Origin of the sequence: Streptomyces sp. NPDC127068 (genome assembly GCF_042724695.1) — a bacterium.
In the GTDB taxonomy this organism is placed as follows: domain Bacteria; phylum Actinomycetota; class Actinomycetes; order Streptomycetales; family Streptomycetaceae; genus Streptomyces.
Window position 1 is genome coordinate 1 of sequence record NZ_JBHXEN010000062.1, and the last position, 13149, is coordinate 13149.

Here is a 13149-nt window from a genome sequence, read left to right on the forward strand (position 1 = left end):
GGGCCGTTTCCGCCGCCCCCCCCGGGGGCGCCCCCCCCCCCCGGGGGGGGGGGGGGGGGCCCCCGCACCGCGTTCAGGGCACGTGGACGAGGTCCGGGTGGGCATGCGTATCGCCGTCCAACAGGCCACGGGGGTCGGCCCGTTCCCGTAAGTGGAGGTCGAAGAAGGCCGTCAGCAGGGCGCGTGGGGCGCGGGTCGCCGCTTCGGGCGGGGTGGTGCCGAAGAGGTCGGTGAGACGTCCGGGGGCCAGGCCGGCGCCCTTGACCAGTTGGGCGTGCACGGGCGCGGCGGTGGTGAACATGAGGTGTTTGGCGCCCGTCAGCGTGAAGTCGCGCTTCCAGCCGCGGTGCGCCGCCCAGAAGCTCTTCCAGGAGCCCAGGAACTCGTCGTTCACATGGCTGTGGGGCGAGGGCCGGTTCACCTCGGCCGGCCCCGACCACTCGGCGCCGACCAGCAGGAACGCCTGGTGTTCGGCGAGGCCGTGCAGCCCGGACTCGCCGAACACCCAACCGTTCGCGTTCTGCGGGTTCTTGCTGTGGTAGAGCATGCCGTCCAGATTGACGCCGGCCCGTATGCGGCGGTTCGCGCGCAGGGCCTCCCCCGTGGCGAAGCCGCCGGCCGAGTGCCCGCCGATGCCCACCCGGGACGGGTCGAGCGCGCCGACGAGGCCGTCCGGCAGGCGGCGGCCCGAGGCGTCGGTGCGGCGACCGCGGTGGAAGCGTTCCAGCGCGGCGAGGATCGTCCCGGTGTCGTCGACCCGCGCTTGGATCATCTGTTCCAGGTCGTCGTCCTCGTACTGGGCGAAGTCCTCGATGACGGCCCGGGCGGTGCGGCCGTCGGGGAACTCCACCAGCGGAGTCTCATGGGTGTGGTCGGGCTGCACCACGAGGTAGCCGTGGCTGGCGAGTTCCTCGGCGTACTGGGTGGTCTCGATCCGGTCCAGCAGGGCGCCGGCCATGAGGACGACGATCGGCAGCCCGTCGCGGGTGGGGCGCACCGGGGCGCCGCGCAGGGTGTGGGTGCGGATGCCCGCCCAGTCCACCGCGCCCTCGGCGAGGCCCAGGTGGGTGATCCCGCCCCGTGCGAAACGGGTGGCCTGGGTCCGGCTCAGCCAGCGCGGGCGGGTGCCGGTGGTGGCCGTCGTCGGATAGGTGAGGGTCACCATCAGCTCACGGGCCCGGTCGGGCCGCCACGGGTCGGGGCGGTCCTCGTCCCGCAGGTGGACGTCGACCTGTCCGACGCGGTGGCGGCCCGTCGGCGGCGGCAGCAACGGGGTGAACGCCCGGCGGCGGCCCGGTGCCGCCCGTGCGGGGGTCGGCGCGGCGCCCAGCAGCAGGGCGGGGCCGAGCGCCGCGCCCGCGGCGAGTACCCCCCGTCGCCCCGGCCCCCTCCCGGGGGTGGAGGGTGCGAAGAGGTGTGCGTACGAGGGCGGTGGGGACATGGTGGTTCCTCCGTCGTTCCGGCGATCGGGAGCAACAGGAGCTTCTCGCGGGACCGGTAGGACACCCGTACGTAAGTCCTGTGTCCCGGCCGTGCCCGGGCTGTGGTGGAACCGGTCAGGAGTCCGTCTTGGCCCTGGGGTAGAGGCACGGGTACAGGCCCGTGACGGCGAGCAGCACCAGGTACAGGAGGGCCGCCGCGCACCAGGAGGGGAGGGCGCCGGCGAACAGTACGGCGAGCGCGGGGCCGGTGCCCAGGGCGACGGCGATGAGCGGCAGCCGCACCCGGCGGGCCGCGGCGGGGAACAGCAGCACCCCGGCGGCGAGCGTGTAGGCGACTCCGGTGGCGGTGGCCGCCAGGTCCTGCGTCCCGAAGGCCGTGCCGAGTCGGTCGAGGAGGAACACCGCTCCGCCCAGCAGGGCCAGGGCGCCCCCGATGGACAGGGCCCGCAGCCAGTTGTTGGCGGTCATGCGGATGAGGACGCCGACGATCAGGGGGACCAGGAGGGCGAGCACCAGCCCGTGGCCGGGCGGTGAGAACCAGTTGTCGGTGCTCGCCGCGACGGCAACCCACCACAGCGGGGCGGCGATCGCCGCCCAGAGCGGCGCCAGCAGGACCAGCAGCGGGTTGACGCACAACAGCGGCTTGAGGAAGCCCGCCCCGAGGTGCACGAGGCGGACCCATCTCCGGCCCGTGGGCTGGAGGGCGGGCCAGGCAAGCAGTCCGGCCCGCAGTGCGGTGCGGCGCGGGTCCGGTTTGCGGGCCAGCTGTCCGATGGTTTCGGCGCCGATGTCGCGGAAGGATTTCAGTGCCCCCGTGAACCCCTCCGGGGTGTCGACGGGGACGGTCGGGACGGGGGAGCCGGGTGGCCGGTCGCCCGCGCCGCTCTCCTGGAGCGCTCCGATCAGCGGCAGTTCCTCGGTGAGGATGCCGCGCTGGCGTACCGCGGTGAGGACCTGGCGCACCTTGTCCCAGCGTTCGGGGCCGGGGACGGTGCCCCAGAGGTAGCCGAGGAGGTCGGCCGGGGTCTGTGCGGGGACCGTCGGTGGGGTGCCGGGCAGGGGTACGTGTCCCTGGTCGATCAGTGCGTAGAGGTCCGCTTCCAGGTCGGCGGCGAGGTCCGCGAGCAGTCGGTCGTCGTCGCCCGTCCCGTAGCGCGCCGCGAGTCGGCAGTCGGTGGCGACGATCGAGACGAGGGAGGCGGCGGCGTCGAGCCGCCCCCAGGTCCAGTCGCTCATGCGCCAGCGGGCGCTGAGGAAGGCGGCGAAGTTGTTGAGCTGGTTGCCGCTGAGTTTGGCCGCGACGAGTTCCTCGGCGGATGCGGGGCCGGGCCGGCCGCCCTCGGCGAGCACCGTGTCGGTGGCCCAGCTCCGGGTGGCCGCCGAGACGGTGTGCAGCCCGATGTCGGTGGCCTCGGCCAAGGGGTCGGGGCGCAGCGGGCCGAGCAGGACCTCGGCGGCGGTGAGCGCGGTGCGCATCGTGGCGGTGCCCCGGGCGGACGCCTGGTGCAGGGCGGCGAACTCGGGGGCGGGGACGCGGGCCACCACCGCGATGTCGATGCCGAGGCCGGCGAGTCGGTCCCACAGGTCCTCGTAGAGGTGGACGGGCCATTCGGGGGCGGCGCACGGGGCCGGCGCACGGGGCGCGGTGACGGCGGGTCGGGCCGGCGCGTGGGGCGCGGTGGCGACGGTGACGCGTTGGGCGAGGCAGCCCGCCCACGCCTCCCAGTCCGTCAGGTCCGTCAGGTTCGGCGGGATTGGTGGGTCGGACGGGAGCGGCGGGAGCGGGGTCAGCAGTGCCTCCAGCCGGGTCGACGCCCTGATGACGAGCGGGACGGGCCGGCCCGGTACGCCGTCGGCGGCTGCGGCGTTCACCGTGTGGAGCAGCAGCCGGTCGCGGGCGGCGATGGTGGCCGCGGCGGCGAGCCGGACGGCGTACAGGCGCCGCCACAGGTCCTCGAAGTCCGGTACGGCCGCGCCCTCGGACCGGGCAGCGGCGATCTCGCAGGCCCGCAGCCAGTCCATCAGCAGGCGCACCGCGCGGGCGGGTGCGAGGGGTGTCCGTCCGGAGACGGCGAGGCGGTCCACCGACGTCGTCTGCTGCGGCAGTTCGGGGGTCGCCAGTTCGTCCGCCTGGCGGCGCAGTGCGGCGAGCAGCCGTACGGAGGTGTCGCCGCCGGCCGCGTCGAGCACGTCGAGGGGGCCGGGGACCGTCGGCAGGGGCAGCGGGTCGGGTCCCGTCACCTCCGTCGGGTCCTGGAGGAGCCGGGCGATCCGGTCGGCCTCGGCGGTGCCGACCACGTGCCGGTAGACCTCGAACCGGGTGTTCGCCGCGCCGAGGAGGCCGGGCAGGTCGTCCGGGAGCACGCCGGCGATGCCCTGTTGGCGGGCGAGTCCGGCGGCGGCGGTGCGCAGTTCCTGGACGTCGTCGAGGAGGGATTCGCTGCCCATCTTCATGCTGAGGGAGGCGGCGAGGGTGCGCAGCAGTCGGGTGACCCGGCGGCGGGACCCGGTCGGCTGCTGCGGGGGCGGCGGGAACGGCGGCACGGGTTGGAGGAACAGCAGCCAGCGGTCGGGGCGTCGGGTGACGGGGGCGCCCGCGACGGCGCGGACCGCCCAGGCGACGGGGATGTTGTCGAGGAGTCCGCCGTCGAGGAGTTGCACCCGGCCGTGCGCGTCGGGGTCGGGGCAGCCGGTTTCGCTGCTGATGCCGCTCAGGTCCACGAAGGGGACGTCGTCCTGCGGGGGCGGTGCGGCTTCGGCGACCCGGGGTCGGCCGGGTTCGAAGGCTCCCGGGTACGAGGAGGAGCAGCGGGCCGCGTAGGCGAGCCGGGCGAGGGCCCGGCCGGTCTCGCCGTCGTCGTAGAAGTCGGTGAGGGCGTTCTGTGCGACGGGGCCGGTGGTGTGCCGGTGCCGGAAGCGGAAGTGGGCCTGGGAGCGTCCCACCAGGAGGGGTTGGCCGAGGGTGGGGCGCACCCAGTCGCGGCGGGGGTGCAGCCGGCTCGCGGTGATGATCAGGCGCAGCGAGGTGGCGGGAGCGGGTTTGTCGCCGGGGGCGTCGACGAGCTTCACCATGGCGTCGCGCAGTCGCTCGTAGAACGCCTCGTCGCCGCGGAGCAGGGAGTCCGGTACCCGAAAGGGGCGGGACTCCGTGCGCAGGAGTCCTTCGAGGTCGCCCAGTTCCAGCCACAGGTTGCGCACCCCTTCGGCGAAGGGCATCCCGTGGACGAGGTGCGAGGCGAGCAGGACGGCGTTCAGTCCGCCCGCGCTGGTCCCGGCGAGGACGTCGATCTCGGCGTTCTGGTAGCCGCAGACGCGGAGCAGCACGTCGTAGAAGTCCGAGGAGCAGTCCGCGGTGGGGGCGGCGTTGCGCAGGGCGGCCATCTCCTGGCAGGCGCCGCCCATCCAGACGGCGAGGCTGACGCCGCCGCGCATCGCCAGGGCGAGCCGTAGCTCCTTGCTGCGGTGGGGCGGGCAGTCGGTGCCGCCGGCGCCCGGCCGGTCGCCGTGCCCGCAGTCGTCTCTCGTGTCCATGCGGCGAGCGTGGTGGGCCGGCGCCCGGCGGGGTGGGAGGCTCCCCGGGGATACGGCCGGACGGACGCGGCTGCGCGGGGGTGCCGGGCCCACCGGTGGGCGTGTCAGTCCAGGTAGCCGCGGAGTTGGTCGGCGAAGGCGTGGTCGCGGAGTTTGTTGAGGGTCTTGGACTCGATCTGCCGGATGCGTTCGCGGGTGACGCCGAAGAGCCGGCCGATCTCCTCCAGGGTGCGCGGGCGGCCGTCGGCGAGGCCGTAGCGGAGTTGGACGACCTTGCGTTCGCGTTCCCCGAGGGTGGACAGCACGGCGTCGAGGTGTTCGCGCAGCAGGAGGAAGGCCGCGGACTCGACGGGGGACGCGGCGTCACCGTCCTCGATGAGGTCGCCGAGCGCGACGTCGTCCTCCTCGCCGACCGGGGCGTGCAGCGAGACGGGTTCCTGGGCCAGCCGCAGCACCTCGCTGATCCGCTCCGGCGACAGGTCGAGTTGGGCGCCGACCTCCCCGGCGGTCGGCTCGTACCCGTACTCCTGGAGCATGCGGCGTTGGACGCGGACCACCCGGTTGATGAGTTCGACGACGTGGACGGGGACCCGGATGGTGCGGGCCTGGTCGGCGAGGGCGCGGGACATGGCCTGGCGGATCCACCAGGTGGCGTACGTGGAGAACTTGTAGCCGCGGGCGTAGTCGAACTTCTCGACGGCCCTGATCAGTCCGAGGTTGCCCTCCTGGACGAGGTCCAGCATGGTCAGGCCGCGGCCGACGTAGCGCTTGGCGACGGAGACCACCAGCCGGAGGTTCGCTTCGATGAGGCGTCGTTTGGCGATCCGGCCCAGGACGACGAGCCGGTCGAGTTCGCCGGCGAGCCGTGAGTCGAGGTCGGGGGCGGTGTGGAGTTTCTCCTCGGCGAACAGTCCGGCTTCGACGCGGCGGGCGAGTTCGACCTCGTCGGCGGCGGTCAGCAGGGGGATGCGGCCGATCTCCCGCAGGTACTGGCGGAACAGGTCGGAGGAGGTGCCGCTCGGGGCGTGCGGCCCGGCCGGCGGCGCGGGGTCGGGCCGGGCGGCCGGTTCGTCCGGGGCGGTGGGTCCGGGCGGGTCGTCCCGGTCGGCGGTGGCCGGGCGACAGTCGGTGGGTGTCGCTTCGGGGTGGTGCGGTGCGGGGCCCTGCGTGGGCACTGCGGGCAGGGTCCGGGCCGCGGGGGCGCGGGTGTCGTGGGGCGACTGGGCGAGGGTCTGGGTCTGCACGGCGGCGACCTCCAGGGGGTTCGCTGCTGAGGCGAGCGACAGGGGGAACGACGGGACCGACGGGACCGGTCGCGCCGCTCCCGCCCCGTACGCGTATGAGCGGAACCGCGGGGGTGAAAGGTCCGTCGGGGACGGACCGGCCGCGCTCCGGGGACTCAGGCACCGACCCCAGTGTGCTGTACGACACATCCCCGCCACGAGGGGCGTGCGGGGTATTTTTTGCGCCCGGAGCGTGACCGCGTGCTCACGGGTGCCGATGCGTGCGGGCCGGCGGACGGCGGCCCGCGCGGTCCGGGGTCGGCGCCCCCGCGCCGGGCGTCAGAGTGCGCCCGCGCCGTGCTGTTGGAGCGACTGGTCGTACTGCTGGAGGACCCAGAGTTCGTTCTGCACGGCGGCCAGGTGGGCCGGGTCGCCGCCCGCGCCGAGGCGGGCCAGGGTGGACTGGATGTCCCGGACGCGGCGCTCCACGGCACGCCGGCGGACGGCGACGAGCTGTTCGCCGGCGTAGACCTCGTCGACGGTGCGACGCATGATCGCCTCGACGGCCAGCTCGGTGACCATGGCCCGGACCCGGTCGTCGGGGGCGGCCTCCCGGACCCGGACGAGGTACGCCTGGGAGTCCTGGACGCCCCGTTCGGCGCCGCCGGCCTCCATGACGGCCTCCCGGACGGCGGCGTAGGGCTCGGCGGTGAACTCGTCCGCGCCGTACGCGTCGAAGGCCGGTGAGACGAGTTCGGGGCGCTGGAGGGCGAGCTTCAACAGTTCGCGTTCGGTGGCGTGGACCGCGTTGCGCAGGTTGAGGGCGGGGCCCTGGGGTCGGCGGGGGGCGCTGCTCTCGTGGCCGGCGGTCGTCCGGGTCCGGTCCGGGGCGGGGCCCTGGCCGCCGCGGTCGCGGGCCCAGCGGGCGATCTGTGCGACGCGCTTGACGACGAACTGGGTGTCGAGGATGCCGACGAGGCCCGCGAGCTGCACGGCGACCTCGTGCTGGGAGGCGCTGTTCTTGATGCGGGCGACCACGGGGGCGGCCTCGTCCAGGGCGGCGGCGCGGCCGGCCGGGGTGTCGAGGTCGTAGCGGGAGACGATCTGCCGCAGGGCGAACTCGAACAGCGGGGTGCGGGGCTGCACCAGGTCGGCGACCGCCTGGTCGCCCCCGGCCAGCCGTAGGTCACAGGGGTCCATGCCGTCGGGGGCGACGGCGATGTACGTCTCGGCGGCGAACTTCTGGTCGTCCTCGAAGGCGCGCAGTGCGGCCTTCTGGCCGGCCGCGTCCCCGTCGAAGGTGAAGATCACCCGGGCGGAGCCGTTGTCCATCAGCAGGCGGCGCAGGATCTTGATGTGGTCGCCGCCGAACGCGGTGCCGCAGGTGGCGATGGCGGTGGTGACGCCCGCGAGGTGGCAGGCCATGACGTCGGTGTAGCCCTCGACGACCACGGCCCGGCTGACCTTCGCGATGTCCTTCTTGGCGAGGTCGATGCCGTACAGGACCTGGGACTTCTTGTAGATCGCCGTTTCGGGGGTGTTCAGGTACTTGGGGCCGTTGTCGTCGTCGCGGAGCTTGCGGGCACCGAAGCCCACCACTTCGCCGGAGATGTCCCGGATGGGCCACATGAGGCGACCGCGGAACCGGTCGATGGGCCCGCGGCGGCCCTCCTGGGACAGGCCGGACAGCAGGAGTTCCTTGTCGCTGAAGCCCTTGCCGCGCAGGAAGCGGGTGAGGTGGTCCCAGCCGGCGGGGCTGTAGCCGACGCCGAAGTGCTCGGCGGCGGACTGGTCGAACCCGCGGGAGGCGAGGAACTTGCGGCCGATCTCCGCCTCGGCGTTGGCGTCCAGCTGTTCGGCGTAGAAGGTGGCGGCGATCTTGTGGGCCTCCACCAGCCGGATGCGTTCGCCGCGCTGGTTGCTGGGGTTGTAGCCGCCCTCCTCGTAGCGCAGGGTGATGCCCGCGCTCCCGGCGAGCCGCTCGACGGCCTCCGAGAAGGAGAGGTGGTCGACCTTCATCACGAACGTGATGGTGTCGCCGCCCTCTTGGCAGCCGAAGCAGTGGAAGAGCCCCTTGGACGGGCTGACCTGGAACGACGGCGACTTCTCGTCGTGGAAGGGGCACAGGCCCTTCAGGTTCCCGCCGCCGGCGCTGCGCAGCTGGAGGTACTCGGACACCACGGCGTCGATCGGGACCGCGTCCCGTACCGCCTTCACGTCCTCGTCATTGATCCTGCCGGCCACGCCGCGATTCTACGGGGGAGCACCGACACTCCCGCGCCGCGCGGTGGTGCCGGGGCGTCCGTGGAGGACTCCGGCCCCGGCCCCACCGCGCGGCGGGGGTCAGTCCGCGTCCGCCGGGACCAGCGATTCCAGGGGGACGGCCGGGTCGGCGAGGGCGTTCGGGTCGACCCGGGCACCGGACCGGATCAGTGCCTGCACCGGTGCGGTGACGTCCCACACATTGACGTTCATGCCCGCGAGCACCTTGCCGTCGGCCAGCCAGAAGGCGATGAACTCGCGCTTCCCGGCGTCCCCGCGGATCAGCACCTGGTCGTAGGTGCCGGGCGGCGCCCAGCCGGAGTACTCCAGGCCCACGTCGTACTGGTCGGAGTAGAAGTACGGCAGCCGGTCGTACGTGACGTCCCGGCCGAGCATCGCGCGGGCCGCCGCCGGGCCGCCGTTCAGGGCGTTCGCCCAGTGTTCGACCCTGATCCGGCGGTCGAACAGCGGATGGTGCACGGAGGCGATGTCGCCGGCCGCGTGGATGTCCGGGTCGGAGGTGCGCAGGGCCAGGTCCACGGCGATGCCGCCGCCCTGGGACCGGTCCACCAGCTCCAGGCCCGCGGCCTGGGCGAGTGCGGTGCGCGGGGCCGCGCCGATCGCGGCGAGCACGTCGTGCGCCGGGTGCTCCTCGCCGTCGTCGGTCCGCACGGCCAGGACCAGGCCGTCCTCCCCGACGATCTCGGTGAGGTTCGCGCCGAAGTGGAACCGCACCCCGTGTTCGCTGTGCAGGTCGGTGAAGAGCTGCCCCAGCTCCGGACCGAGCACGCCGTGCAGCGGGGTCGGCCCCCGGTGCACCACCGTGACCTCCGCCCCGTAGGAGCGGGCCGCGGCGGCGACCTCCAGACCGATCCACCCGGCGCCCGCGATCACCAGGTGGCCGTTCTCCCGGCCGAGGTTCGTCAGCACCTGGCGCAGCCGCTCGCTGTGCGCGAGCCGCCGCAGGTGGTGGACGCCGACGAGCTGGGTACCGGGCACGTCGAGGCGGCGCGGTTCCGCACCCGTGGCAAGCAGCAGCTTGTCGTACGCGATGGCCGTGCCGTCGCCGAGCCGCACCGTCCGGGTGGCCCGGTCGATGAGGTCCACGGTCTGCCCGAGGTGCAGCTCGACGTCGTGCTGCGCGTACCAGGCCGGTTCGTGGACGAAGACGCTGTCCCGGTCCGCCTTGCCGAGCAGATAGCCCTTGGAGAGCGGGGGGCGCTCGTAGGGGTGGTCGCGTTCGTCGCCGATCAGGATGACCCGGCCCGAAAAGCCCTCCTCGCGCAGGGTCTCGGCGGCTTTGGCGCCGGTGAGCCCTCCACCGATGATGACGAACGTCTGATCCTCGTCGACCACGTGATGCCTCCTCGTGAGCTATCCGCCAGGGTGAGCGTCCCGCACCGGGCGGGATGCGGGAAGAGGGGGTGACCCGATCAGGCCAGTGCTCGTCACGCGCCGTGGCGGTACCGGGGATTCCGCCCGCCGTCCCTCCTCAGGTGCGTGCCCCGGGGACCCGGCGTTCAGTCCCCCGGGCGCACGGACGCCACCGGTCAGTGGGCCGCCCGGGCGCCGACCGGCCCCGCGCGCGCCGGTCGCCGGCCGGGGGCGGGCGACCGGCGCGGCTGCGGTCAGTGACCGCCGGGGCGGCCGGTCAGCCGGGCGTGCAGGGCGGACGCCGAGGCGTCGGTGAGCGAGGCGATCTGGTCGACGATCACCCGCTTGCGGGCCCGGTCGTCGGGTTCCGCGTCGAACAGCGCGCGGAACTGCGGGTCGAGCCCGTACGGGGCGCGCAGCGTGAGCGCCTCGGCGAGTTCGGCGACGACGACGCGCTGCTCGGCCCTGATCCGTTCCTGTTCGGCCCGCTGCATCACGTACCGGTCGGCGACGGCCTTGAGGACCGCGCACTCCAGGGCGGCTTCCCGGGGGACGATCAGCTGCGCCGCGTACCGGGTGAGTCGGGCGCCGGTGTGCCCCGGGTCCCAGCGGGCCCGGGTGGCGTGCTCCGCGGCCAGGCAGAAACGGCCGATGAGCTGGCTGGTGGCGTCCTTGAGGCCGGCCTGCGAGGACGCAGAGCCGTCGTAGCCGTGCGGCCACCACTCCTGGTCGAGCAGCCGGTCCAGGGCCGCGGCGAGTTCCGCCGGGTCGGTGTCGGCGGGGACGTAGCGGCCGACCGCCACCTCGAAGACGGCTTGCCGCTCCGGTGCGGAGTGCAGCACGTTCGGGTCGATGTGCCCGGCGTGCAGTCCGTCCTCCAGGTCGTGGACCGAGTAGGCGACGTCGTCGGACCAGTCCATGACCTGCGCCTCGAAGCAGGTGCGGTCGGCGGGGGCGCCGGCGCGGACCCAGTCGAAGACCGGGCGGTCGTCCTCGTAGACCCCGAACTTCGGCGAGGCCGGGTCGGTGGGGTGGCCGCCCAGGGGCCAGGGGTACTTGGTGGCCGCGTCCAGGGCCGCGCGGGTCAGGTTCAGTCCCACGCTGACCTCGGGGGCGCCGGGCGCGTCGGGCGGCGGGGCGAAGCGCTTGGGTTCGATGCGGGTGAGCAGGCGCAGTGACTGCGCGTTGCCCTCGAAGCCGCCGCAGTCGGCCGCCACCTCGTTGAGGGCCTGTTCCCCGTTGTGGCCGAACGGGGGGTGCCCCATGTCGTGGGAGAGGCAGGCCGTCTCCACCAGGTCGGGGTCACAGCCCAGGGCCGCGCCCAGTTCCCGGCCGACCTGGGCGCACTCCAGGGAGTGGGTGAGCCGGGTGCGGGGGCTGGGGTCCCAGGCCGGGCCGCGGCTGCCGGGGGCGACCACCTGGGTCTTGCCCGCCAGCCGGCGCAGCGCCGCGGAGTGCAGGACACGCGCCCGATCGCGCTGGAACGCGGTGCGGCCCGGGCGTTTGTCGGCCTCGACCGCCCACCGGGCGGTGTCGGCCGAGTCGTAGGGGACCGCATCGGGCTCGGAGCGGGAGGTACGTGCCATGCCCCCGACAGTAACCGGGCCGCACACCACGGGACCGCCCGCACCGGAGAGCGCCCCGATAGGAGCGCGAGGAACTGCGCAAAACCACAGCGCACGCTCACACGACAACGCACCCCGAGCAGAACGCACCCGATCAGGGGCGCGGGGAACTGCGCGAATCCACAGCGCACCGCACAGGGACCGCGCACCCCCAGCCGCACCGCGGACCTCAGCGCGCAGCGCGGGCGCGCCCCAGCCAGTCACCCCGGGCTATCCGGGTGCCCCCGCGCCGCAGCCGCTCGGCCACCGGCGCCGCCGCAAGGTACACCCAGGCGGGCACGGCGGTGCCGTCCGCGCGCAGCACCTCACGGACCACCCGGTCGTACAGGTTGCGCGGGTCGCCCGCCCCCCGGTACTCCTCCAGACCGTCGAGTGAGCCGAGCAGCGCCCGGTACCCGTCGGGGCGAGCGGTGACGAGTTCACCGAGGACCTCGGCGGGCGCCGGGGCGGGGACGGCGTACGGGTAGCCGGGACCGTCGTAGAGCACGGCGCCCGGAAGCCGGGCCGGTTCGACCGTGCCGCCCGCCGCGACGGCGTCGCCCAGGTGCGTGGCGTGGTACCTGCCGCCGGGCCGCAGGGTGCCGTAGACGAAGAACGGCAGCACGCGGTGCTCGGTGTGCACGGCGCGGGCTGCGGGTGGCGCGTGGTCGTGGCTGGTCATGCCCGTGGGTGGTCCTCCCGCTCGCCCGCGGCCGTGGCCCGGGGTGCTCCGTGGTCCGGACGTCCCGGTCTCCGGAACCGATTGTCGTCGGCGACCGGAACGTCGGGGAAGGGGTCAGGTCCGGTACGGACGCTTCTGTCGGCCCTCGCGCAAGGTCAGGGCCCACCAGGTCAGCTGGTCGAGCATGCCCTTCGCCGCGGCCACCGAGGGCGAGGGGTCCAGGAGCCGGCCCTCGTCGTCGAAGCGGGACCCGGCGTTGGCGAAGGAGACCGTGTCGCGCACGGTGACGGCGTGCAGTTCGGCGAGGACCTGGCGGAGCTGTTCGACCGCGCGGAGCCCGCCGGAGACGCCGCCGTACGAGACGAAGCCGACCGGCTTGGCGTGCCACTCCCCGTAGTGCCAGTCGATGAGGTTCTTCAGAGCGGCCGGAAACGAGTGGTTGTACTCGGGGGTGAGCACCACGAAGGCGTCGGCCTCGGCGAGCAGGGGGGAGACCTTGGCGAGTTCGGCGTCGATCCGCGGGGACGGTCGTTGGGGCATGGAGGTGGGCAGGTCGGCTGCGGCGACGTCCACGAGGTCCGCGCGGAGTTCGGGGCGTTCGGCGATCTCGGCGAGCAGCCACTCGGCGACGACCGGCCCGAACCGGCCCTCCCGGTTGCTGCCGAGGACGACGGCGACCCTCAGGGGTGCCGGGGCGGGCGGGGTGTGCGGGGTGGTCAGGGCGGACGGGGCGGTCGCTTCGGCCCGAGGGGCCTGCTGGCTCGTGGTCATGGGCCCAGCGTGTTCCCTCAACCAAGGTTGAGGTCAATACCCGTCCGCTGCGGACGGTCCGTCACCTCCCTTGCCGAGCACCGCCGTCGCCCCATTCCGTTGCGGCCGGCGCCCCGTCACCCGTTCACCGTCCCGCTCACCCCACCCGCAAGGGTTTCCGTCTGCGCGCCCATGACCTGCTGAAACGGCGGGCGGACGAGCGCGGGCGTCGGCCGTTCGCCGGTATCCGGGGCGATGCTCCGGGAGGCGGGGCGCGGCCC

The 13149-nt window shown here is 74.1% G+C and carries 8 protein-coding genes; all 8 read right to left on the reverse strand.

Going from position 1 to position 13149, the window contains the following annotated elements:
• Nucleotides 1-73: 73 nt before the first annotated feature.
• The 8 genes from ACFWIA_RS30060 to ACFWIA_RS30095 all read right to left on the reverse strand — a co-directional run bounded on the left by ACFWIA_RS30060 (nt 74) and on the right by ACFWIA_RS30095 (nt 12889).
• A complete protein-coding gene (locus ACFWIA_RS30060) occupies nt 74-1441 on the reverse strand; it encodes a hypothetical protein (RefSeq protein ID WP_387010408.1) in 1368 nt (455 codons plus the stop codon).
• 115 nt (nt 1442-1556) lie between these two features.
• Nucleotides 1557-4973 carry a patatin-like protein gene (locus ACFWIA_RS30065; protein ID WP_387010409.1) on the reverse strand — a complete coding sequence of 1139 codons (3417 nt, stop codon included), beginning with the start codon at nt 4971-4973 and terminating at the stop codon, nt 1557-1559.
• A 104-nt stretch (nt 4974-5077) separates the two neighbouring features.
• Nucleotides 5078-6217: an RNA polymerase sigma factor gene (locus ACFWIA_RS30070; RefSeq protein WP_387010410.1), complete on the reverse strand. Its 1140-nt coding sequence runs from the start codon at nt 6215-6217 to the stop codon at nt 5078-5080.
• A 318-nt stretch (nt 6218-6535) separates the two neighbouring features.
• Entirely contained in the window at nt 6536-8440 is a 1905-nt protein-coding gene (dnaG, locus tag ACFWIA_RS30075; RefSeq protein ID WP_387010411.1) for a DNA primase, read from the reverse strand.
• 99 nt (nt 8441-8539) lie between these two features.
• Entirely contained in the window at nt 8540-9814 is a 1275-nt protein-coding gene (locus tag ACFWIA_RS30080) for an NAD(P)/FAD-dependent oxidoreductase (protein WP_387010412.1), read from the reverse strand.
• Nucleotides 9815-10086: 272 nt separating this feature from the next.
• The gene (locus ACFWIA_RS30085) at nt 10087-11418 is read right to left on the reverse strand and encodes a deoxyguanosinetriphosphate triphosphohydrolase (protein ID WP_387010413.1); all 1332 of its coding nucleotides are present in this window, start codon (nt 11416-11418) and stop codon (nt 10087-10089) included.
• Nucleotides 11419-11626: 208 nt separating this feature from the next.
• Nucleotides 11627-12118, reverse strand: coding sequence for a gamma-glutamylcyclotransferase family protein (locus ACFWIA_RS30090; RefSeq protein ID WP_387010414.1), 492 nt, complete (start codon nt 12116-12118; stop codon nt 11627-11629).
• Between the two features lie 114 nt (nt 12119-12232).
• Nucleotides 12233-12889: an NADPH-dependent FMN reductase gene (locus tag ACFWIA_RS30095; protein ID WP_387010415.1), complete on the reverse strand. Its 657-nt coding sequence runs from the start codon at nt 12887-12889 to the stop codon at nt 12233-12235.
• Nucleotides 12890-13149 lie beyond the last annotated feature (260 nt).